This window comes from Roseixanthobacter psychrophilus (assembly GCF_043195195.1).
GTDB lineage: Bacteria > Pseudomonadota > Alphaproteobacteria > Rhizobiales > Xanthobacteraceae > NCEH01.
Window position 1 is genome coordinate 1 of record NZ_JBAFWT010000029.1, and the last position, 21,836, is coordinate 21,836.

The window sequence follows — 21,836 nt, forward strand, 5'->3', positions numbered from 1 at the left end:
GTCCGGCAGGCGCTCCTCGTGGCCGGTCTCCTCCAGCATCTTGAGGAAGAGGAGAAAGGTCAGCTCGGTCACATACTCATTGTAGGTGACGCCGTCGTCGCGCAGCACATGGCACAGGCTCCAGAGCTTGGCCACGATATCGGTGGTGGTGGTCATTTACCAAACCTTCGTGAGCTGATCGCCGCCGTCGAGGTGATACATGTTAAATCCAAGCTCATTAAATATAGTAGGCATTACCTTCTTCATTTCAGAAGCTGCGTGCAATGCAATTTGAAGGTCATTCTTTTTGTTTCTTCTCCGAGAGCGGTTCTTAAGTCGCTCTTGAATTAGAAATGACCAAAATATCATATCAACACACGAAGAAACAACCCAATCCACGGACTTCGAATAACCTGCAATCCAATTGAAATTAATTCCTGTATTTCTATCTAGTAAAAATTTAGCGTTATTTTCATTGCATATGAGACAGCTTCCAAAATACAATCCTGTCAAGGTGTAGCTTGAATTAGATGATCTCAATATATTTCTAAGTTTGGTTCTCGAGATATCATGGCCTTCACTTCCTTGAAGAGAGCTTTGATCTCCATGGGCGGCCAAATATATGGCGTGAAATTTGATGTCGCTTCCAACAAATGCCGTTGTTGTCGATAGGGAACTCTCATCGCAAAACATGTCATAACGAAATGAGAATGGGTTTCCTGTCGCGAGACCGCAAACACTTTCGAATAGGCCTCTCACGCTATGATTTCCATCGTCCCACCAGCGAGCTTCAATAACAGCGAGTCCAGTTTCCATTTTTCTATACCGCTCTTTTCCACATCTCTTCGTTGATCCCAGCGAGGATGCTCTCAAGCTCCCCGCCGAACACCTTATTCAGCCGATTGAACCCCCCATCGGCGCTGAAGGGCTCCTTGTCGATGGCCTCGCGGTCGACGACCACTTCCTTCTCGATCTGCTCGCCGATGCGCTTCAACCACTTTTTCTGCGGCTCCGTCCAGGAGCGTCCTGCCAGGATGGAGCGCATGGCCGCTTTCACGCGGTCGGCGTAAGGCACCAGCGGATCGCCGATCGCCGCCTGCCGCACGAAGCCGATGATGGAGGCTGCGATCTCCTCATTCCTCGCGTCAGCCCAGGCGCGGCGCAGGTTCGCTTCCGAATAGCCCTTGCGGTCGAGGGCGAGGCGCAGCTCCTTGAGATCGGCACGGGTGAGGTCGCGGGGACGCTGCACCACCAGTTTCAGCGCGGCGATGGCGTTCATGTTGTCGCGCACGAAGGCCGAGAAACTGTCGAGGAAATCCTCCGGCTTTTCGCCCGTGCCATAGCCGCGCGTGACGGCGACGATCTCGTCGTCATGGTTTGAGATGGGGATGAAGCGCGGCGCCTGCCCATCTGCCTGCCAGTCGAGGATCGGCCCAATGGCGGTCCGGCCGTTAAGCCAGGATGCCAGAGCCGCCGGCGCGTCGGACAACACCTGCTGCAACATCGCCTCAGGGGTTATGCCTGCGATCGCCTCGAACCGTTGTCGGGCTTCCGCGGGCAGCTTTCCGAGCCGACGCCGCAGCTTGACGGCCAATTGCTGGCGGATCGCTTCGCGTTGGGCATCGTCGGTCGCACCGATCATCTCGGCGACGAGCTGTTCGAAGCTGATGGCGGGATTGACCACCACCGGCTTCATGTCGGTGAGGTTCTGGAGGTGCGGGTAGAGGTCCACCGCGTCGAAGATGCGGAACACCTCCTTGTTGATCTCGTCGCACCGCCGCGTGGCCCGCCCGATCATCTGCTCGTAGAGAATGCGGCTGTTCACCCGGCGCAGGAAGACGAGGTTGACGATCTTCGGAACGTCGATGCCGGTGGTGAGCAGATCGACGGTCACTGCGACCTTCGGATTCGTGTCGTTACGGAAGGAGCGGATCAAGGTCTGCACCTTGTCCACGCTGCCAGTAATCTTCCTAACCGCTGCATCTTCAATCTCGCCATAGGCGTGGGCGAAAGCCTTCTTGATGGCGTTCACGACCATATCGGCATGGCCATCGGTGGCGGCGAAGATCAGGGTCTTGCCGGGCAGTGACGGGTCAATGTGCCTCGCCAACTCTTCCGCGACCACGCGGTTGAATTCGGAAGTGATGACCTGCTTGTTGAATTGCTCGACCTCGAAATGAATCTCATCGGGCAGGATCGCGGTGTCGATTTCGCCGGTGGCAGGCGCAAGGTGTTCCACCTGCTCTCCCTCGGAGAACGCGATGCCCGAGCGAGCGAGGGCGGTCTCAATGCGGATGGGCGGTTCATGATCGATGAGAAAGCCGTCGATGACCGCCTCGCGGTAGGAATAGCGGAAGATCGGCTCGCCGAAGATGTCGGTGGTGTGCAATGCCGGCGTGGCGGTAAGGCCGACCTTCACCGCATCGAAATACTCCAGCACCCGCCGGTATTTGGAGATGTAGTCCTCCTGGCCCCGGAAGCTGAGCTCCTCGTCGGACATCTCGCGGTCCAGCAGATAGCCGCGGTGGCATTCGTCGATGACCATAAGATCGTACTGATCGACCGGCGGAGATTCTGACCCATCGGCGGCATACAGCACCCGCTTCACCAGCCCTTGGATGGTGCAGATGTGGACTTTCGTCTCCAGATCTGGCGTGACATCTTCGAGCCCCTTCAATCCGAAGATCTCGGCGAACGTTTTGCCTGATACGACCTTCGTGGTTGAGAACTCGCCCTCCGTCTGGTGGCCGAGCGCCGAGCGATCCACCACGAAGCAGATGCGGCGGAACCGCTTGGCGGAAAGCAACCGGTAGAGCAGAGCGATGGCGAGCTTGGTCTTGCCGGTGCCGGTCGCCATGGCAACCAGCATGGACCTCCGTTCCTCGGCGAGCGCCGCCTCGACGGCACGTATGGCATTCTCCTGATAATGGCGGAGAGGGAAGCCGAACGCGAAGGGCTGGGCCTTCAACGCAGCAGAGGCGGCGTCCTGGTCCACTTCGAGCAGGCCGGTGAGGCCCTCCGGCGTCGGCCAGTCCACCAGAGCGCGGCGGTGGTTTGCAGCGCGGCGCGTATCCCGGAACCAGATGCCGCTCTCGGTCTCGATCTGCTTGAGGTAGGAGCGCCCGTTGGCGGCGAAGACGAACGGCACGCGATGGTCACCCCACGGGCCGCCCGCATAGACGAAGTCGGTGCTGTCCTTGATGCCGATCGAATAACGTTGTGATTGGTCGATGGCGGCGGAGACGTTCCGGCGCTGGCGCTTGGCCTCCACCACACCGATCAGGGTGGTCCCGACGAACAGGGCATAGTCGGCCCGTCCTTTGGCGGTGGGCCATTCGGCGATGGCCATGTTCCGGCCCTTGGCGGGACGCACGCCTGAGCTATGGCGCAGATCCCTGGTGTCTGCCTCCCAGCCCCGATCGCGGAGTTGCTGGTCAATGAGGGCGCGAGTTTCCGCCTCGTCGAGTTCGAGCTTGGCAGCGGCCTGCTCGCCACGCTCCACCAGTTCGATCGCGTCTTGTCGTGGCGCGGCTTCGGCCTCCGACTGGAGGGCCGCGAGTTTCTCCGCGATGGCGGCCTTCTCCGCCTCCGTCTCCTGGGCCAGTTGCTCCCACGCCGCCCGCTCTTCCGCTTCTCGCCTCAGCCGTTCATCAAGCGTTTCGCGAGCACGAGCATGCTCTTCTGCCTCACGACGCGCCGTGGCAGCGACATCCTCGCTCTCCGCAACCTTGCGGAGCAAAGCCCGAATCTCCTCACGCAATGCTGTGGTGGCATCGATCGGCTCCGGCGGTGGGAGAAACACGCCCGGATTGAAATTCGGCTGCCTTGCATAGGTGCGGTGAAACCAGATGCCGAGCGAATGGGCGAACTTGAGCGCGGTTAGGGCCTCTGCATGACTGCCTTTCGCCTCGTGAACGGCGGCATTGCCCGCCTTACGCAAGGCGTGAAAGACATCAGCGACTTCCTTGGGGATGATCCGCTCATAGGACAGGCGCCGCAGGGTGTCATCGAGCGTCTCGCGCTCACCGCGATACGAGGCATGGCGGGCAGCAATGATCTTTGCCGTCAGCTCCGCGAATTGGCGCAGCTTGACGATGGCCGTCGACGGGTCCTCGCGGAAGTAGCGCTCCGCGAGCCCTCCAAGCACCGAGAGCTTCGCGTCGTGGGCGTCCAGAAAGCCGAAATTAACTGAGCCCATTGCCCCCTCGCCGGCTGAGGTCCCGCGCGGCTCAATCTCACAGACCCACCGAGGAATGTCTAACGAGATAGGAGTGTCAGGCACCTTCATTCCGAGGAAGCCATGCGCAGCCCCCCATCCACGCGCTGCACAGCCGACACACCGATGCCGAGCGTCTTGGCCACCTTCACGATGCCCATGCCCTGCGCCCGAAGTGCCCGAATGCGGGCCTCCAGGTCTGCGCCGATGGTCGGCCGGCCCAACTTGCGGCCCTCTGCCTTCGCACGGGCAAGACCGGCCTTCACCCGCTCCTGGATCATGGCCCGCTCGAACTCGGCAAACACGCCCATCATCTGGAACATGGCCCGGCCGGAGGGCGTGGTGGTGTCCATGGCCTGCTGGTGCAGATAGAGGTCCGCGCCATATGCATGAAGCTCGGACAGGAAGGCCACGAGGTCCGGCATGGAACGGCCAAGGCGATCCACGGACCATGCGGCCACCATGTCCACCTCGCGCCGGGTGATCGCCTTCAGCATGGCGTCATAGCCGGGGCGCTGTTGCCGGCCCTTGGCCCTGGAGATGCCGGCGTCCTCGAACGTCACCACCACATCCCACCCCGCCTTGTCCGCCACGGTCTGTAGCTCGCGGCGCTGGTTCTCGGTGGTCTGATCGTGGGTGGAGACGCGGAAATAGAAGGCGACGCGCCGATGGGCCTTGGCGGGCATGGGTGGGTTCCAGGATGTCGGTGAGCTTCATACCGAATACAATTGATTACGGTATGGTGTCAACAACCTTCGCGAGGCGTTGGAAATGCTGGGGCCGAAGCGGTGGTTTTCAGAGGGGCTTTCGGTATGGGGGCGAGCCGTGCCGCACGGCAGCTCTCCTCTGCCTCCCGCCGGATGTGCGAAGGCCGCCGGAGAGGGACTCAGGGAAGATGCCCACGGCGATGGCGGCGGGCCGCACACCGATTGGCGCCGACCGGGGGGCGGGGGATGTGCCGTGCGTTGGTTTCTATCGAGACGGCTTCACGGATTTCCGGCAAATTTGGCCGGGGTGGTGCGGGACGGCGCTGGTCAAGGCCAGTTCGGGGCAAATCCCGATGAGTTGTTGAGCTGCAAGGGCCGGCGGGCCATTCTGGTGTCTAAGGTGTTCAATTTGAACAGCCCGCCGGTAAGTCGTTCAGAAGTCGGGGTTTCCCTCCTCTTCGCTATTTTCTGTCGGCTCCCACGGCCTACCGTCCGGGATCTTGGCCTCGATCTCGCGAAGGTGCCGCAACAGCTCCCGGCGATCCTCCTCGTTCAGCGCCCGTGCCTCCGCCGCCGCTTGGTCCAGGCTGGCCTTGGCGCGGGCAAGGGCGGTGATGGCCGGGACGCCTTGCGCTTCTCCGCCGTCCGGCCGCCCGCTGTCCTCGCCCATGGCGCGAAACACCGAGGGAAAGTCCTGCTGCATCCAGTTCCTGATGGTGGTGTGGCCGACGCGGTTGGCGTGATCCGTGGCAATCTCCCGGTACGACTTGAACCGCCGGCCGTCCCGGTGCTGGCGGCTGCGGACATAGGCGCGGAAGACCGTGCGCACCTCGCGGGGCTTGAGCGGCAGGCCATGGGACAGGTTCGCCCGTGCCGCCGCCCACTGCGCCTCTTCCTCGCTCATGTCGGCGACTTCGGCGCAGATGAAGGTCTCGCCGTTGAGCTTGGCGGCCTCCAGCCGGTGCCAGCCGTCCACGAGATAGAGGGCGCCGTTGATGCGGGCGACCTGGATGGGCGGCAGGGTGCCGCCGGTGCGCGTGACGGTGGCGTAGCTGCGCACGATGCCGGGATCGATCTGGGCGCGGACCTGCCAGTCCGAGCGGGTGACGATATCGGCGATGTCCAGGATGGTGGCGATGGGCGCGGGGCCGGCGGCCTTCGGGTGCGGGCCGTCGAGAAGATGAAATTCGTCCGTCATCGCACCACCCCTTCCATCCGCCCGAACGGGGCGGGTTCGTGGGGCGACGATACCGGCGGGCGGGCGCGGAGTGCCAGCTTGGCCTTCTCCGCCTCCGCCCGTGCCAGCCTGTCCACGGTCTCGTTCATGGCATCGCCGTCATGGCCCCGAACCCACCGCACATCAGCGTTGGGCTTGGCGTCCTTGGCGGCATAGAGAAGGCGCCAGAGGTCTGGATTCGCGACGGGCTTGCCCTGGGCATTGCGCCAGTTCCGCCGCTCCCAGCCCTGCCGCCATTGATTGAGGCCCTTCACGACATATTCGCTGTCGCAGAACAGCACGGAGGGAACGTCGGCGGGCAAGGCCCCGAGCGCCGCGAGGGCGGCCGTCAGTTCCATCCGGTTGTTCGTGGTGTCGGCGTCGGAGCCAGTGAGGGTTCGGGTGGCACCGTCCTTGCCGATGATCACCACCGCCCAGCCGCCGGGGCCGGGATTGCCGAGGCAGGAGCCGTCCGCATGGGCGATAATCATGCCAGCACTCCCGCCAGTTTGAGCGCGGCGACAGCGATATAGGGGGCGAAGACCGCCACGGGGGGAAGACTGCTGACGAGGCGCCAGGAGGTGAGGGCGTCTCGGATTTTTCGGCACAATGAGGCCGTGCCCCGCCGAGCGGCGGAGGCGCAAGAATGGATCATGGATGTCCTCGTGAGTTGGGTCGGTGTCCACGGCGTACGACCGCCCGCGCCGAAGCGAAACGGGCGCGAACGGGGCGGTGGGGCTCAAAGGTGGAGGCGCAAAACCGGCCGGCAGCGCTCGCGCCGCGAAGGTCCCGGTTTATGCTTGAGTGCGACCTAATTCGGACGCCTCTCAGATCGATTCAGAGGCGACCCTGGCGGCCGATTTGGCCTGATTTAGCAGGGGTATTGGCGCTGGAAAGCGGCCGCCGGCGACGCTCCTTGGCGATCTGCGAAGGCGGCGCACAGGCTGAGAAATTGGGGCCAGGAGTGACTCCGCGACCTGCACCGTGGCAGCGTTTGATCATCTGCTATGGCAGTTTCACCGCCTCCACGCACCTCCTGGCCTGTTCCATTAACGGCCCTGCGGAGTATCTACCGAGGGTCATGCCCGTTCGCTTGTGTCCGACCACCACGGCGATGATGCTCTCCGGCTGGTCGGCTCGTTCCGCCATGGTGATGAACCAGCGACGGAACGAGTGGAAGTTGACCAAGCTCCTCCGCTTGCCCGCCACCACAGCATCCACCCCGACCGTTCGCCGGTAGGCGGTGAAGGCGTTAGAAGCCTTGAACGACCGCTCTCTCATGCTCCCAGCCTTCCGAGGTGCCGGCCATTCCGGGAAGAGGCTGTCACCTGCCTCCTTGCCTTCGGTGCGGCGGCGCACGATCTCCGTCAAGGCCGAATGGATTGGCACGGCGCGAGGGGCCGGTTCCTTCTTTTGCGGCTTGAAAACAAAGAGACCGTCTGCGCAATCACCCACCTTGAGGTCCACAATGGCATCCAGCCGGGCGCCGGAAAGCGCCGCGATGCGCATCAAGTCGTGCATGGCTGGCGTAGTGTGTCCACCGAGGAGCCGTTGCATCTCATCGTTGCTGAAGGCCCGTTCCACCTCGTCGTGGGGCGTTGGCGGGGAGGAAATCTTCACCCCGTGCCAGACATTGGTTGTGACGTGTTCCCGGTGCTCCATCCACTGCCAGTAGCGGGACAGCCGCCCGATGTACTTATTCAGCGTCACCGCTCCCCGACCTCCGGCAATGCTCGCGAGGCTGTCCGCGAACCGCGTGGCCTCTTTCCGAGTGATTGCCTCGACGGTGGGCGAGATGCGTTCCCGCTCGCACCACGTCTGGAGAAATTGGATCGCCCGCGCATCATCAGCCTTTGTTCGGGCTTTGGTATGCTGTTGGGCCAAGTATGCCTCATGATGAGCGTCCAGCGGCGTGGCTTTCCCGGTGGCCAGGGCGACGTACGCCAGGGCTTTGCGCTCCCTCGCGGGGTCGTGGAGATAGATCGGCTCGCCCGTGTTCGGGTCGGTTTCGACAGCGGTGTAGGGGCCGGCAAGCTGAGCCGCGCGTTCAGCGATGGTGTCGCTCAGGATTTCAAGTTCGCTCGGATCGCTCACCGTCCGCCGATATGCGGCCAGGGCCAGCGCCTCGGTCGTCAGCACATCCTTCCCCTTCGTCCCACCTGCCTCCGCAATCCGCTGCTTGAACTCCGCCACCACCGGCCACTTGAGGCGGTTGGCGACGGCGAGGCTGTCGGTGTTGAGCGGGGCCTTCAGGCGCGTGCCGAGCTTGCCATGAAGCCTGCGAGGGACGGCGACGGAAACGCGCCATTTGCCGTCTTTCAGTTCAAGCCATCGACGGTCGGAGGAGGAGAGGCGTGCCATGTTTCTGCGACTGCGTACCCGGTTGCGTACCCGAAATGCGTACCCGAAACATGGGGCTCAAGTCCATGAATTTAAAGGGATGAACGCTTTCGCATTCGCGGAATGTAGTATCCCCTCGGCTCCACCACCTCGTCGTTCTTGTCGTCTCACGACACATCAAAGAACCGCAAAATCAGCCCCTTACGCGCTAATTGTCGCGCCGGCGCGTCTCTTGCGGTGCCGTTGCATCTCATGAGTTTGTAGGCAGGTTCGTCGGCATCTGCCTCGCGCCGACAAAAGTCACGCTTACGGGTACCTCTAGCGGACCTCGCGCCTCGCAACGCCAAGCCGAAGGACAAAGCCTACAAGCTGTTCGATGGCGGCGGCTTGCATGGGCTCGTCAGCCCGACCGGAAGCCGCATCTGGCGTCTCGCCTACAGGTTCGCCGGTAAGCCGAAGCAGCTTTCCTTCGGGCCCACGGGGGAGAGGAGAGTGAACCGCCAAGCGGCAAGAGGGGGCGCGCTGAGCGGGAAAGGCATCGAACGGCACACGCACCCGCCGACGGTTCATCAAACGACGGAGCCGCCGCTCAGTCTCGCCGCTGGGAGGCGAGGAAGTTGGAGAGCTGGCGGGAGGCCTCTTCGGAAGCAGCGGCACTGTCCTGTTCCGCCGCCCAAATCAGACGGTCCACCGTCCGCCGCGCGGCCGCCGACTGCTGCCCCTTGAAACGACGGATCATGAAAAGCGCCGCGTCATGCAGGGTAATGAGGGTCTCTCCCTCATCGGCGACGGGGACGGGCAGCGCGAGCTTTCGATTCCAATTGGCCATACCCAAAAACGCAGGAATGTGCGGATGGTTGCAGCTCTGCCCAGCACTGATCAAGAATTCCCCGGCCCACGCTCAGAGCACGGCGCGCATCAGTTCCAGGCGGTCACGGAAGGCGACCAGGGCACCGGGCGCTTCGGCATCGAGGCCATTGAGGACGAATTCCCCGAGCGCGTCGGCATTCTTCTCGTGCAGGAAGCCCATGGCTTCGTCGATCGAGGCGACCTCGCGGTCCTCGGTGCCAATGACAAGACGCAGGGAAGAGGGAGCGGCCGTGGTGAGGGAAAACGAGCCCATATTGGTTCCTTCCGTCCGTTTTTCGCAGCGCCTCGCGCGCTGGCCACATAGTAAACGCTCTACTCCGGCTCGGGTTCCGCCATAAGAAAAACCCCGCCCCCTTGCGGAAGGGACGGGGTCTTTTGCTCTGGCCCGCGCCGCAGTCTCAGCGGGTCGGGCCATCAGCGTCAGCGCTGGTCGGGATTGCGCTTCTGATCGGGGCGCTGCTGGTCGGAACGCTGCTCCGATCCGTGCTGGCCGGCCTGCTCGGGACGCTTCTGCGTTCCCTGCTGGCCCTGGCCGGCTCCGGTCTGGTTCTGCTGGCCGCCCGCCGGATTTTGCCCGCCCTGCTGGCGGTTGCGCTCTTCCTGTTGGCGCTGGCGATCCTTGTCCTGGGGATCGCGATCGTTGGGATTGCCCATCGGACGTTTCCTTTCGGTTGTCGGGGAGCGTGTCCCCGCAGACTCAACCAAGAGGGGTCCGACGCGTTCCAAGCTTGACCGAAAATAAAGCTGGCTCACCATTATCCCACAGGGCCCCGTCGGAAAGCCCGTCCCGCAAAGCAGCCTGGGACACCGGTGGGAAAGGCGCCCGGCCGACAGGCCGGGCGAAAGCGATCAACGGGCGGCGAGATAGCCGAGCACGAAGCCGACCGCGCCGGCGATCAGCAGCGCCGGCAACGGCCGGTGCTCCACCTCGCGTTCCACCATCCGCCGGCCCTCGCGCATCTTGTCGGCGGTGTCCCCCAACGCCCGCTGGGCGCCGCCGGTGACCTGGTCATACATGCCCTCGGCCTTGAGCGAGGCATTGCCGGAAAGGGCGCCGGCCGCTTCCTTGATGCGGCCGCCGGCCTGGTTCGCAACGCCTTGCACTGTGTTCTGGTCCATGGTTCGCTCCCTGCGTGATCCAGAATGGAAACGGGAGCTGGGGCGCGATGTTCCTTCAGAATGCCCAAATTGCTGCCGAAATCGGCAGGGTCCGCCCCGCGCCGGGGCCGCTTTGCCGTGTCGCCCGCTGCGCGCGTCTCTAACAGGGCTGGATAAGGGGCGCGTCATGGCCAATCCACTGGTCCGCAGGCTTCAACATTACGATCATCTTTCCGCAGATGAATGCCATCTGCTGGAGACGCTCCCCAGCCATATCGTGGAGATACCGTCCGGCGAGGACGCCGTGCGGGAAGGGAACCGTCCAGGGGTCAGCACGCTGGTGCTCAGCGGATATTGCGCGCGCTACAACCTCAGCGAGGACGGCCACCGGCGCATCACGGCGCTGCACATCTGCGGCGATTTCGTGGATCTCCACGGCTTCATCCTGCGCAAGATGGATCACAGCGTCGGGGCGCTGACCGATTGCCGGTTCGCCTGCGTCGACCATGCCGTCGTCAAGGAGCTCACCCGCACCCACCCCCACATCACGCGCCTGTTCTGGCTGAGCACGCTGGTGGATGCGGCGGTTCATCGCCAATGGCTCGCCATCTCCCATGCCTCGGCGGAAAAGCGCGCCGCCCATCTGTTCTGCGAATTGTTCGTGCGCAATGCGAGTGTCGGGCTTGCCACCGACGACAGCTATTGGCTGCCGATAACCCAGGTCGACCTCGCCGATGCGCTCAGCATTTCGAAGGTGCACATGAGCCGCACCATGAAGAGCCTGCGCGCGCGGAACCTGATCACCTGGGAAGACGACCGGCTGACCATCTCGGATTGGCAGGCCTTGGCCGCCTTCGCGGACTTCGATTCGACCTATCTCAGCCTGTCCAAGGAGCCGCGCTGAGCGCGCCACGGCGACGGTATTTTTTCCTGCAAAGTTAACCTGCGTTATCTCGCCCCCGGCTGGGGTCTGTCACACAGCGGCATGGAAACACACATCGCGCGTGAGATGGGGCGGGCTTTGAGCGGACGGCGAAACCGGGTGCTGCTGGTCGGCGACGAATATGTGCTCATGAGCGACATCGCGCGCATTCTCAGACGATGCGATTTCGACGTCGCGGGGCCAATCACCTTCTCCGCGACCGAAGCCTTCCTGCGGGAGGCGGCGCCCGTCGATGGGGTGGTGATCGACGTCAATCTTCACCAGCCGCAGCTTGAACCCCTCGCCATGCACCTGCGGGCGCAGGGGGTGCCGATGCTGTTCGTCGCGCCGCTCGGGATCGCGCGGGTGCCGCCGGCGCTGGCCGATGTCCCGGTGTGGGGGGACGCCTTCGACCACGAGAGCATCACGCCCCATCTGGAGGCGCTGATCGCACAGGGCGGGCGATAGCCCGGTCGGCCCTGCGTCTTTTCTCCTGCGAGAACTTCTGCGGAATTTGCAATGTTCGCGGTGGAACAGCCGGGTCAAGCGGGCTTGAATCCGGCGTTCTTCTACGCGTGGGAAATGTTTCACATGAAACATTCCGCCCAGCCCCGCCCGGCAACCCCTTCACGGGGCAAGATAAAGCGTCAGTCGCGCGGCGGCGTTCTCAAGATGGGTAATCGCCGCCGCCTGCGCCTTTTCGGCATTTCCAGCCGCAACCGCATCAAAGATTGCCTGATGCTCGCTCTGCACCGCCTCGGTCAAACCGTGCATGCGCGCGGTGTTCGAGCGGGCCGCGCGGATGAAGGTGCGCACCCGCCGATCGAGAAAATCCGAGAGATCGCGGAAGAAGGGATTGCCCGTGGCTTCCACAATCGCGCGGTGGAACGCAACATCCTCGTCCACGCCGGGATCACCCCGGTCGATGGCCGCCCGCATCGCGTCGAGCTGCGCCTGGATATGCTCCAGGTCTTGCGCGGTGCGGCGCACGGCGGCATGGGCGGTCGCCGTGGATTCAACCGCCATCAGGAGTTCCACGATGTGGCGGATCTCGTCCTCATTGTGGAAGTCCGAAATATCGATGCGAAACGTGGAGACGGCGCCCGGTTCGGCGACGAAGGCCCCTGCCCCCTGGCGTGTCAGCACCAGCCCGTCATGTTTCAGCCGGCCCACCGCCTCGCGCACGATGGGGCGGGACACGCCATAGGTGCCGGCCAGTTGCTGCTCGGTCGGCAGCCGCTCGCCCGGACGCAGCCGACCCGAGGAGATTTCCTCGCGCAGGCGCTGCGCCAAGGTGTCCGCCAGGGAGGGACCGCGTCCGATGATGTCGTGGGTCCGGGTCATCCTCTTTAACTCCAGATGCTCGGTGCGCCCGAGCGTCGGACCGGTTGCGAACAGAATCGCTCGCGCGATCCCCTTGCAACGTTAAGTCCTTCACGCCGAAAAATGGATAGACCGGCGGTGATGCGGCGATCGCTGTGCGCGGCGCCGAACACCCGCTTGTCTATCCAGGTGGAGGGCGCCCCCACCTCAACTCGCAATATAAAGACCACCATTGACGTGCACGGTCTCGCCGGTGACGAAACCGGCCCAGTCCGAGCAGAGAAACGCCACGACGCGGGCGATTTCCTCAACCGTGCCAAGCCGCTTCATCGGCGTCTGATCCAGCAGCGCGGCGCCCTTCGCATCCATCAGAGCGCGCACCATGGGCGTATCGATCAGCCCCGGCGACACCGCATTCACCCGCACGCGCGGCGCCAGCTCGATGGCCAGCGAGCGCGAGAAGCTGAGCACCGCGCCCTTGGCGGCGGAATAATCCGCATGGGCAAAGCTGCCGCGATGACCCGCCATGGAGGCGAGGTTCACAATGGCCGCGCCTTCCGCGAACAGCGGGATCGCCCGCCGGCAGGTGTAGAACACGCCGTCGAGATTGACCGCTATCCCCTTGCGCCAATAGGCATCATCCATCTCCGCCACCTGCCGCGCCCGATAGAGCCCGGCGGAGGTGACGAGAAAATCAAGCGCCCCGAACCGCGCCTTTGCCAAAGCAAGCGCGCGATCCGCATCATCAGGGTCGGCGGCATCCTGGCGGGTGGCGACGACGCGCGCCCCGGCGGGGTCCAGGGTGCGGGCGAACGCCTCGACACCTTCGGCATCGAGATCGGTGAGCACGCAATTGGCGCCGAGGTCGAAGAAGGTCTGCGCCACGGCGCGGGAAATCCCGCCATTGGCGCCGGTGAGAAACAGGGTCTTGCCCGTAAAATCGAACATGAAATCAACCGTTTCCTGACGCTTGAAATCAGGTGAGAAGCCAGCCGCCCGCGACATCGACCACCTGGCCGGTAACGAAACTCGCCTGCTCCGAAGTGAGGAACAGGCAGGTTCCCGCCACGTCCTCGGGCGATCCGAGCCGGCGCAGGGGCGTCGCCATACGCGCCGCCTCATTGGCTTCCGGCGCCGTCCCGCGCATCAGCGGGGTATCGATGCGGCCGGGGGCAAGTGCGTTCACCGTAATACCGAGCGGCCCGAGTTCGCCCGCCAGATGCTTGGTGAAGCCAATCAGCGCGGCCTTGGAGGCGGCGTAATGCACCGCGACGATGTCGCAATAGGTGCGCCCGGCGACCGAGGACACGTTGACGATCCGCCCGCGTCCCAATTCCCGCATGCCCGGCAGAACCACCCGGCTGCAATTGAAGGCGCCGGTGAGGTTCACATCGATGACCCGCCGCCATTCGGCAGGGTCCATGGCGAAGGCGTCGACCCGGCGCTTGTCGGCGCCGGTCTTGGGCGAGATGCCGGCATTGTTCACCAGCACGTCGATGGGTCCGAGCGCCGCCGTTGCGCTCTCGATGGCGTCCACGACCGCCTCATAGTCCGCGACATCGGCCGAAACCGCCACCGCCTTCACCCCCCGCGCAAGAGCAGCCTCAGCCGCGTCCCGTGCAAGGGCGGGGTCATAGTCGAGATAGGCAACGGCAGCGCCAGCATCGGCATGGGCATCGGCCATGGCCCGGCCGATGCCGCGGCCGGAGCCGGTGACGAGAACCACCCGCCCGCTATGCGACTGGTCCGGCCCACTCACTTGCCGGTCTCCAGCATGATCTTGCCGGAATGGGCGCTCGATTCCATCAGCGCATGGGCGGCCTGCGCCTCTTCCAGCGGGAAGGTGGCATGGATGACCGGGCGCACCGTTCCAGTCTCCAGCAGCGGCCATACATCGCGCCGCAGATGATCGGCGATCGCCGCCTTCAGCGGCACCGAGCGGGCGCGCAGGGTGGAGCCGGTGAGCGTCAGGCGCCGCAGCATGATGGGCATCAGATCAATGTCCACGCGGCTCGGCTGCAGAAACGCGATCTGCACCAAACGGCCTTCGAGCGCGAGGGCCGAGAGATTGCGCGCGATATAGGGACCGCCGACCATGTCGAGAATAACATCGACGCCCATGCCGTCGGTAAGACGCTTCACCTCGGCGACGAAATCGGCCGCACGATAATTGATGGCAACATCCGCGCCGAGCGCGGTGCAGAAATCGCATTTGTCCTGCGAGCCTGCGGTGGCGAACACGCGCGCACCTGCGTTCTTGGCAAGCTGGATCGCGGTCGAGCCGATACCGCTCGACCCGCCGTGGATCAGGATGGTCTCACCGGCAATCAAGCGCCCGCGGGTGAAGATGTTGTCATAGACGGTGTAGTAATTCTCCGGCAGCCCGGCCGCTTCCAGCAGCGACAGGGGCTTGGGCACCGGCAGGCACAAAGGTGCCTCGGCAACGCAATATTCCGCATAGCCGCCGCTGATAACAAGCGCACAAACCTCGTCGCCGATCGTCAAAGACGTGACGCCTTCACCAAGCGCAACCACACGCCCGCCGATCTCCAGGCCAGGAATTTCGGTGGCTCCCGGAGGCGGCGGATAGCCGCCGGCGCGCTGCAGGCAATCGGGACGATTAACGCCCGCCGCCACCACTTCAACCAGGACCTGCCCGGGGCCAGGAACCGGAAGGGGGGCGGTCTCGACGCGAATCACGTCCGGCCCGCCCGACCCCTCGAAACGGATCTGGCGCATGGTGGTCGGTAAATCTGACATTGGCGTATTTCCTCCGCGCGGCTCTTGAAGGGGCGGCCGCAACTCGTCGTGCGACGCTAGCAATTTCCCACTTGTCAGGCAACTTGGTTATCTGCACACTTAGCTGGAAGGTCGCTCCCGAGCGGCCGCTGATGTCGTCGGCCTACGGCGCGTTACTGGAGGAAATGATGAGGAAGATTGCGCGGGCAGCGTTGGCTGCCGCTATGATTGTGGGCGCGGCCCCGTTTGCCGGCATCGCACCCGCCACCGCCCAGCAGAACATCAAATTCGGCGCGCTCTATCCGTTCTCGGGCGGGCTCGCTCTGCTCGGCGACGAGAGCTTCCGCGGCCTGGAAATCGCTGTCGAGGAACGCAATGCCGCCGGCGGCATCAATGGCAAGACCATCACCCTGATCAAGGGCGATGCGGTGGATCCCAACCAGGCGGTCGGTGAAGCGCGCCGCCTGACCTCGGTAGATAATGTCTCCGCCATTTTCGGCACCTATTCCTCGTCCTTGTCGCTCGCGGCAACCCAGGTGGCAGAACTCGCCGGCGTGCCCTATTTCGAGCTTGGCGCGGTCTCCGATCCCATCACCGAACGCGGCTTCAAGAACGTGTTTCGCACCAATGCGACCGCCAAGGACTTCTCGGTCCGCATGGTCGATTCGGTTTCCGATGCCATCGCCCCGGCGCTCGGCAAAAAGCCTGAAGAGCTGAAGATCGGCATCATCTACGAAGATTCGCTCTACGGCCAGACCATGTCCGGCTATCAGAAGTCGCGTGCGGCCGAGAAGAAGCTGAACGTTGTCGAGGCCCTCGCCTATTCCGCCAAGTCCGTTGACCTGACCCCCGTCATCCTGCGCCTCAAGAGCGCCGGCGTGGATGTGGTGCTTCAGACCTCCTACCAGAACGACACCGTGCTGTTCTTCCGCCAGATGAAGGACCAGGGCTTCAAGCCCAAGGCGGTTATCGGCGCCGGCGGCGGCTATTCGCTGCGCGATACCGTGGCGGCCGTGGGTGCGGACAACATGGAAGGCGCGCTTGACGTGGACTTCACCCAGTACCGCACCAATCCCAAGGCGGCGCCGGGCATCGAGGAGTTCGTCACCAAGTACAAAGCCAAGTACGGCACCGATCCGCGCTCCGGGCACAGCCTTGCCAACTACATGGGCGCCAAGGTGTTCTTCGACGCCATCGCCGCCTCCAAGGATCTGACGGCGGACAACATCCGCGCCCAGGTGATGAAGGTCGACCTCCCGGTGGGCAGCACCGCCACCGGCTGGGGCGCCAAATTTTCCGAGCAGGGACAGAACACCCGCGCCCTCCCCTTCCTGATGCAGTGGCAGGGCGGCGAACTCGTCACCGTGTTCCCCGAAGCCGCCGCCGTCGCGAAGATGAAGGTCGGCGTCGGGACCAACTGAGCCTCCCGGCTTGCACCTTGCGGTCGCCGCCCCCGCGCGGCGGCCGCTTTTTCAAACAGATGCCATCGGCCTCCCCTGAGGGGCAGTTGATGCTCGCCGTGCCGTTGCCCACGGCGCTTTCCGCCGCCCCGTCCGCCTGGAGTCCCGCGCGATGGACGTTTTCATTCAGCTCCTGATCAACGGCATCCTGCTCGGCAGCATGTACGCGATCATCAGCGTTGGCCTGACCCTCATCTTCGGCATCGTCCGGGTGGTGAACTTCGCGCATGGCGAGTTCCTGATGGTCGGCATGTACGGCGCCTATCTGCTCGCCGCGAAATTCGGCCTGCATCCTTATGTTTCGGCCATTCCCATCGTGCTGCTGCTGTTCGCCTTCGGCGCCCTGGTGCAGCGCTTCATCATCCAGCCGTTGCTGTCCGCCGAAGAGCATATCCAGATCTTCGCGACCGTCGGCCTGTCCACGGCGCTGATGAACCTCGCGCTGATGATCTTCGGCGCGGACCTCTATTCGGTGCCCCCCTCGGCTGTGCAGCATTCCATCAATATCGGCGGCTTCACTTTGGTGATCGGCCAGATCGTGATGTTCTTCTGCGCGCTGGCCCTGGTGGCGGGCCTGCATCTGTTCATGCAATCCACCCCGCTCGGCCGCGCCATCCGCGCCACGGCGCAGAACCGCAACGCCGCGCTGCTCATGGGCGTGCGCGTGGACCGCATCTATGTCATCGCCTTCGGCCTCGGCGCGGCCTGCGTCGGCCTCGCCAGCGCGCTGGTGATGCCGCTCTATCCCGTGACGCCCACCATCGGCACTTATTTTGTGCTCACCGCCTTCGTGGTGGTGGTGCTCGGCGGCATGCGCTCCATGTACGGCGCTTTCTTCGGTGCCATGATCATCGGCGTCGTGGATAGTCTTTCGGGATATTACATCGCGCCCGACCTCAAGGAGGTCGTATATTTCATGATCTTCATCCTGATCTTGATCTTCAAGCCGACCGGCCTGTTTGGCCTCGGCCGCGGGACGGAGTGATCCCATGACCGTCAAAGCAACCTCCGCTCCCGCCACTCACCCGAAGCGCCCCGGCCTCCTCGCCAGTCTGACCCATCCGCGCGTCTATTGCGCGCTGATCGCGCTGGCGCTGATACTGATCATCCCGATGGTCTCCGGCTCGCCGTTCGTGGTGCACGTGTTCGTCACCATCTGCGTGTTCGCCGCGCTCTCCACCGCCTGGAACATCGTCGGCGGCTATGCCGGCCAGCTCTCCCTCGGCCACATGGTGTTCTACGGCATCGGCGGCTACACGACCGCGCTGCTGATCACCCATTTCGGCCTGACGCCCTGGCTCGGCATGCTGGTGGGCGCGGCGCTGGCGGCGGTCGTCGGGCTGGCCATCGGCTATCCCTGCTTTCGCCTGCGCGGTCCGTTCTTCTCGCTGGCCACCATCGCATTCCTGGAAGTGGTACGGCTGCTGTCGATCCACTTCCATGAAGTCACCGGCGGTTCCGCGGGCCTGATCGTGCCGCTGAAGCTCGGCTGGACGTGGATGATCTTCCGCGACAAGATCAATTATCTCTACATCGCCTTCGGCCTGCTGCTGCTGTGCATCGCGGTGTCTTATCTCATCCGCAACTCGCGCCTCGGCTTCTATCTGACGGCGGTGCGCGAGCGTGATCCGGCGGCGCTGGCGGCGGGCGTGAACAACACGTCGGTGAAGCTGCAGGCGATCGCCATCTCGGCGGCACTCACGGCCCTGGTCGGCGCCTTTCACGCCATGTACATGACCTTCCTCGAGCCGGCGACCATGTTCTCGCTCGCCACCTCGATCGAGATCGCCATGTTCTCGCTGATCGGCGGGCTCGGCACGGTGGCGGGTCCCCTGCTCGGCACGGTGCTGGTGGTGCCGCTCGCGGAACTGGCGCGCGGCTGGCTCGGCGCCTCCGCCAACGGCCTGCACGGCTTCGTCTACGGCACGGTGCTGGTGATCATAACCCTCACCTTGCCCGGCGGCCTGGTCGGCACATTTGGCAAGCGGGTCGGCCGCTGGATCGATGCCCTGCCCGGCGGCGGGCGCGTGGCCCCGGTGCGCGAGGCACCTGCCCCGAATGCCATCACCGGCACGCCCGGCGAACCGATCCTCATCGCCAAGAACCTGACGAAGACCTTCGGTGGCCTGGTCGCCACCGACAACATTTCGCTCACTCTCAAACGCGGCGAGATTCTGGGCATCATCGGCCCCAACGGCGCTGGCAAGACCACCTTCTTCAACCAGCTCTCGGGGTTCCTGCACCCCAATTCCGGCTCGGTTGAGATTATCGGCGCGGATGGAGTTGCGGTGACGCCGAGCAGCGCCGACGGCTTTGCCCGGCGCGGCATCGGCCGCACGTTCCAGATCGTCCAGCCGTTCGGCAAGCTCACCGTGCTGGAGAACATCATGATCGGCGCTTTCCTGCGCCATCCCAAGGTGGAGGACGCCCGCGCCGCCGCCCTGCGCGTGGCGAAGGTGGTGGGGCTCGACGATGTGAGGGATGTCGAGGCCGGCACCTTGCCCATCGGCGGGCTCAAGCGGCTGGAAGTGGCGCGCACGCTCGCCACCGAGCCCAGCATCCTGCTGCTGGATGAAGTGATGGCGGGCCAGAGCCAGGCCGATACCCAGCGCATGGTCGAGCTCATCCGCACCATCCGCGACCATGGCGTCACCGTGGTCGCCATCGAGCACAACATGCAGGCCATCATGAGCCTGTCCGACCGGATCGCGGTGATCGATTCCGGCAAGCTGATCGCGGAGGGGCCGCCACAGGAAGTCGTGCGCGACCGCCGCGTGATCGAAGCCTATCTCGGGGAGGATTACGCCGATGCTCAAGGTCTCTGAGATTTCGGCCGGCTACGGCCGCACCATCATCCTCGAAGACGTCTCGATCCGCGTCGGGCGCGGCGAGGTGGTCACCATCATCGGCGCGAACGGCGCCGGCAAGACCACGCTACTGCGCGCCATCTCCGGCCTCGTGAAGCCAGGGCGCGGGGAAATCACCTTCGACGGCCAGCGCATCGACCGTATGGATCCGGCCGATATCGTCGGGCGCGGGCTGGTCATGGTGCCGGAGGCGCGCCAGCTGTTTCCGGTCATGACCGTCAAGGACAACGTCCTGATGGGTTGCTACCACCCCAAGGCGCGGGAAGGCGCGGCGCAGCGGTTCGAGGAAGTGCTCGACATTTTCCCCCGGGTGCGCGAGCGCCTCACCCAGTTCGCCGGCTCGCTCTCGGGCGGCGAACAACAGATGGTGGCCATTGCCCGCGGCCTCATGGCGGCGCCCAAGCTGCTGATGCTGGACGAGCCTTCCCTCGGCCTTGCCCCCATCATCGTGCAGCAGATGTTCGATGTGCTCGACCGCATCTGCAAGATGGGCACGACGGTGCTTCTTGTGGAACAGAAAGCCTTCCACGCGCTGAAGATCGCCGACCGCGCCTACGTGATCGAGAACGGCCGCATCGCCATCGAGAACACCGGCCCCGGCCTGCTCGCCGATCCGCACATCAAGACCGTCTATCTCGGCATTTGAACCTTCGGAACCCTTGCCATGCTGCATAAGAATTTCATCGCCGGCGACTGGGTCGAAGGCACGCGGGTGAACCGCAACATCAACCCCTCCAACCTCGACGACCTCGTCGGCGAATATGCGCTCGCCGATGCGGCGCAGGCGCAGGCGGCCATCGATGCCGCATTCACCGCCTTCCCGGCCTGGGCCGCCGCCAGCCCGGAAGTGCGCGCCGACGCGCTCGACCGCATCGGCACGGAAATCCTCGCCCGCAAGGTGGAACTCGGCACCCTGCTCGCCCGCGAGGAGGGCAAGACGCTCGCCGAGGGCATCGGCGAAGCCACCCGCGCGGGCCGCGTGTTCAAATTCTTCTCCGGCGAGGCGCTGCGCCTCACGGGCGATAAACTCGCCTCGGTGCGGCCCGGCGTGGACGTGGAGATCACCCGCGAGCCGGAAGGCGTCGTCGGCCTGATCACGCCCTGGAATTTCCCCATCGCCATTCCCGCCTGGAAGATCGCGCCCGCCCTCGCCTATGGCAATTGCGTGGTGTTCAAGCCGGCGGAACTGGTGCCTGGCTCGGCCTGGGCGCTGGCGGAGATCATCTCCCGCGCAGACCTGCCGGAGGGCGTGTTCAACCTGGTGATGGGGCCGGGCTCGCAGGTCGGCAACGCGCTGGTGAATTCGCCCAAGGTGCGCGCCATCTCCTTCACCGGCTCGGTGCCGGTGGGCCGTCGCATCGCTGGCGATCTCGTGGCGCGCGGCGCCAAGTTCCAGTTGGAGATGGGCGGCAAGAATCCGCTCGTGGTGCTCGATGACGCGGACCTGAAGACCGCCGTGGAATGCGCGGTCAACGGCGCCTTCTATTCCACCGGCCAGCGCTGCACCGCCTCGTCGCGCCTGATCGTGCAGAGCGAGATCCACGACCGCTTCGTCGCCGCCCTGGCGGAACGCCTCGCCGCCCTGAAGGTGGACGATGCGCTGAAGGCCGGCACCGATATCGGCCCGGTGGTGAGCCAGGAGCAACTCGACCAGGACCTCGACTATGTCGGTATCGGCAAGGCCGAGGGCGCCAAGGTGATCGGCGGCGAACGCCTGGAGCGTGGCACGCCGGGCTATTACATGGCCCCCGCTCTGATGACCGAGACCGACAATTCCATGCGGATCAACCGCGAGGAAATCTTCGGCCCCGTCGCCAGCGTGATCCGCGTGCGCGACTATGAAGAAGCCATCACGGTCGCCAACGATACCGAATTTGGTCTTTCCTCCGGCATCTGCACCACCTCGCTCAAGCATGCGAGCGACTTCCGCCGCCGCTCCCAGGCCGGCATGGTCATGGTGAACCTCGCCACCGCCGGCGTCGATTATCACGCCCCGTTCGGCGGCCGGAAGGGCTCGTCCTACGGCCCGCGCGAGCAGGGCGCCTATGCCCGGGAATTCTACACCGCGGTGAAGACCGCCTACACGCTGGCGGGATGAC

General features: G+C 64.3%; 22 protein-coding genes and 1 pseudogene. 8 read left to right on the top strand and 15 right to left on the bottom strand.

Going from position 1 to position 21,836, the window contains the following annotated elements; translation table 11 throughout:
• The 7 genes from V5F77_RS20680 to V5F77_RS20710 form a co-directional block, all read right to left on the bottom strand.
• Nucleotides 1–156, bottom strand: a 156-nt coding sequence (locus V5F77_RS20680) for a type I restriction-modification system subunit M N-terminal domain-containing protein (RefSeq protein ID WP_429007301.1), incomplete at its 3' end; no start/stop codon positions are given.
• Nucleotides 157–795 (bottom strand): hypothetical protein, encoded by a 639-nt coding sequence (locus V5F77_RS20685; protein WP_429007238.1) that lies wholly within the window; start codon nt 793–795, stop codon nt 157–159.
• A 4-nt stretch (nt 796–799) separates the two neighbouring features.
• A complete protein-coding gene (hsdR, locus tag V5F77_RS20690) occupies nt 800–4,177 on the bottom strand; it encodes a type I restriction-modification system endonuclease (RefSeq protein WP_429007239.1) in 3,378 nt (1,125 codons plus the stop codon).
• 86 nt (nt 4,178–4,263) lie between these two features.
• Nucleotides 4,264–4,881 (bottom strand): recombinase family protein, encoded by a 618-nt coding sequence (locus tag V5F77_RS20695; protein ID WP_429007240.1) that lies wholly within the window; start codon nt 4,879–4,881, stop codon nt 4,264–4,266.
• 454 nt (nt 4,882–5,335) lie between these two features.
• Entirely contained in the window at nt 5,336–6,100 is a 765-nt protein-coding gene (locus tag V5F77_RS20700; RefSeq protein ID WP_429007241.1) for a ParB/RepB/Spo0J family partition protein, read from the bottom strand.
• On the bottom strand, nt 6,097–6,609 hold the full coding sequence (gene rnhA, locus V5F77_RS20705) for a ribonuclease HI (RefSeq protein ID WP_429007242.1): 513 nt from the start codon (nt 6,607–6,609) through the stop codon (nt 6,097–6,099). The genes V5F77_RS20700 and rnhA overlap by 4 nt, the downstream gene beginning before the upstream one ends.
• 514 nt (nt 6,610–7,123) lie before the next feature.
• The gene (locus V5F77_RS20710) at nt 7,124–8,479 is read right to left on the bottom strand and encodes a tyrosine-type recombinase/integrase (RefSeq protein WP_429007243.1); all 1,356 of its coding nucleotides are present in this window, start codon (nt 8,477–8,479) and stop codon (nt 7,124–7,126) included.
• Between the two features lie 315 nt (nt 8,480–8,794).
• Between V5F77_RS20710 and V5F77_RS20715 the strand changes: the two are divergent.
• Nucleotides 8,795–8,959: pseudogene (locus V5F77_RS20715) on the top strand (Arm DNA-binding domain-containing protein); the annotation flags it as partial.
• Between the two features lie 88 nt (nt 8,960–9,047).
• Here V5F77_RS20715 and V5F77_RS20720 read toward each other — a convergent pair.
• From V5F77_RS20720 to V5F77_RS20735, 4 genes are all read right to left on the bottom strand, one after another.
• Nucleotides 9,048–9,341 (bottom strand): hypothetical protein, encoded by a 294-nt coding sequence (locus V5F77_RS20720; RefSeq protein WP_429007244.1) that lies wholly within the window; start codon nt 9,339–9,341, stop codon nt 9,048–9,050.
• 18 nt (nt 9,342–9,359) lie between these two features.
• Nucleotides 9,360–9,581: a hypothetical protein gene (locus tag V5F77_RS20725; RefSeq protein WP_429007245.1), complete on the bottom strand. Its 222-nt coding sequence runs from the start codon at nt 9,579–9,581 to the stop codon at nt 9,360–9,362.
• A gap of 167 nt (nt 9,582–9,748) precedes the next feature.
• Nucleotides 9,749–9,982, bottom strand: a complete 234-nt coding sequence (locus V5F77_RS20730) for a hypothetical protein (RefSeq protein ID WP_429007246.1) — start codon at nt 9,980–9,982, stop codon at nt 9,749–9,751.
• Nucleotides 9,983–10,177: 195 nt separating this feature from the next.
• Nucleotides 10,178–10,447 carry a CsbD family protein gene (locus V5F77_RS20735; protein ID WP_429007247.1) on the bottom strand — a complete coding sequence of 90 codons (270 nt, stop codon included), beginning with the start codon at nt 10,445–10,447 and terminating at the stop codon, nt 10,178–10,180.
• 166 nt (nt 10,448–10,613) lie between these two features.
• On the opposite strand from V5F77_RS20735, the gene V5F77_RS20740 reads away from it, so the two are divergent.
• Nucleotides 10,614–11,330, top strand: a complete 717-nt coding sequence (locus tag V5F77_RS20740) for a Crp/Fnr family transcriptional regulator (RefSeq protein WP_429007248.1) — start codon at nt 10,614–10,616, stop codon at nt 11,328–11,330.
• A gap of 117 nt (nt 11,331–11,447) precedes the next feature.
• On the top strand, nt 11,448–11,816 hold the full coding sequence (locus V5F77_RS20745; RefSeq protein WP_429007249.1) for a hypothetical protein: 369 nt from the start codon (nt 11,448–11,450) through the stop codon (nt 11,814–11,816).
• A gap of 159 nt (nt 11,817–11,975) precedes the next feature.
• Here the strand turns inward: V5F77_RS20745 and V5F77_RS20750 are convergent, their stop codons facing one another.
• The 4 genes from V5F77_RS20750 to V5F77_RS20765 all read right to left on the bottom strand — a co-directional run bounded on the left by V5F77_RS20750 (nt 11,976) and on the right by V5F77_RS20765 (nt 15,431).
• Nucleotides 11,976–12,692 (bottom strand): FadR/GntR family transcriptional regulator, encoded by a 717-nt coding sequence (locus V5F77_RS20750; protein ID WP_429007250.1) that lies wholly within the window; start codon nt 12,690–12,692, stop codon nt 11,976–11,978.
• Nucleotides 12,693–12,878: 186 nt separating this feature from the next.
• Nucleotides 12,879–13,619: an SDR family NAD(P)-dependent oxidoreductase gene (locus tag V5F77_RS20755; protein ID WP_429007251.1), complete on the bottom strand. Its 741-nt coding sequence runs from the start codon at nt 13,617–13,619 to the stop codon at nt 12,879–12,881.
• A 28-nt stretch (nt 13,620–13,647) separates the two neighbouring features.
• Entirely contained in the window at nt 13,648–14,430 is a 783-nt protein-coding gene (locus V5F77_RS20760) for an SDR family oxidoreductase (protein WP_429007252.1), read from the bottom strand.
• On the bottom strand, nt 14,427–15,431 hold the full coding sequence (locus V5F77_RS20765) for an NAD(P)H-quinone oxidoreductase (protein ID WP_429007253.1): 1,005 nt from the start codon (nt 15,429–15,431) through the stop codon (nt 14,427–14,429). The genes V5F77_RS20760 and V5F77_RS20765 overlap by 4 nt, the downstream gene beginning before the upstream one ends.
• A 167-nt stretch (nt 15,432–15,598) precedes the next feature.
• Between V5F77_RS20765 and V5F77_RS20770 the strand changes: the two genes are divergently transcribed.
• From V5F77_RS20770 to V5F77_RS20790, 5 genes are all read left to right on the top strand, one after another.
• The gene (locus V5F77_RS20770; RefSeq protein ID WP_429007302.1) at nt 15,599–16,831 is read left to right on the top strand and encodes an ABC transporter substrate-binding protein; all 1,233 of its coding nucleotides are present in this window, start codon (nt 15,599–15,601) and stop codon (nt 16,829–16,831) included.
• Between the two features lie 151 nt (nt 16,832–16,982).
• Nucleotides 16,983–17,855: a branched-chain amino acid ABC transporter permease gene (locus V5F77_RS20775; RefSeq protein WP_429007254.1), complete on the top strand. Its 873-nt coding sequence runs from the start codon at nt 16,983–16,985 to the stop codon at nt 17,853–17,855.
• A 4-nt stretch (nt 17,856–17,859) separates the two neighbouring features.
• On the top strand, nt 17,860–19,695 hold the full coding sequence (locus V5F77_RS20780; RefSeq protein WP_429007255.1) for a branched-chain amino acid ABC transporter ATP-binding protein/permease: 1,836 nt from the start codon (nt 17,860–17,862) through the stop codon (nt 19,693–19,695).
• Nucleotides 19,679–20,383, top strand: coding sequence for an ABC transporter ATP-binding protein (locus tag V5F77_RS20785; RefSeq protein WP_429007256.1), 705 nt, complete (start codon nt 19,679–19,681; stop codon nt 20,381–20,383). Before V5F77_RS20780 ends, V5F77_RS20785 begins: the two co-directional genes overlap by 17 nt.
• A gap of 18 nt (nt 20,384–20,401) precedes the next feature.
• Nucleotides 20,402–21,835: an aldehyde dehydrogenase family protein gene (locus tag V5F77_RS20790; RefSeq protein WP_429007257.1), complete on the top strand. Its 1,434-nt coding sequence runs from the start codon at nt 20,402–20,404 to the stop codon at nt 21,833–21,835.
• The last annotated feature ends 1 nt before the right edge of the window (nt 21,836 follow it).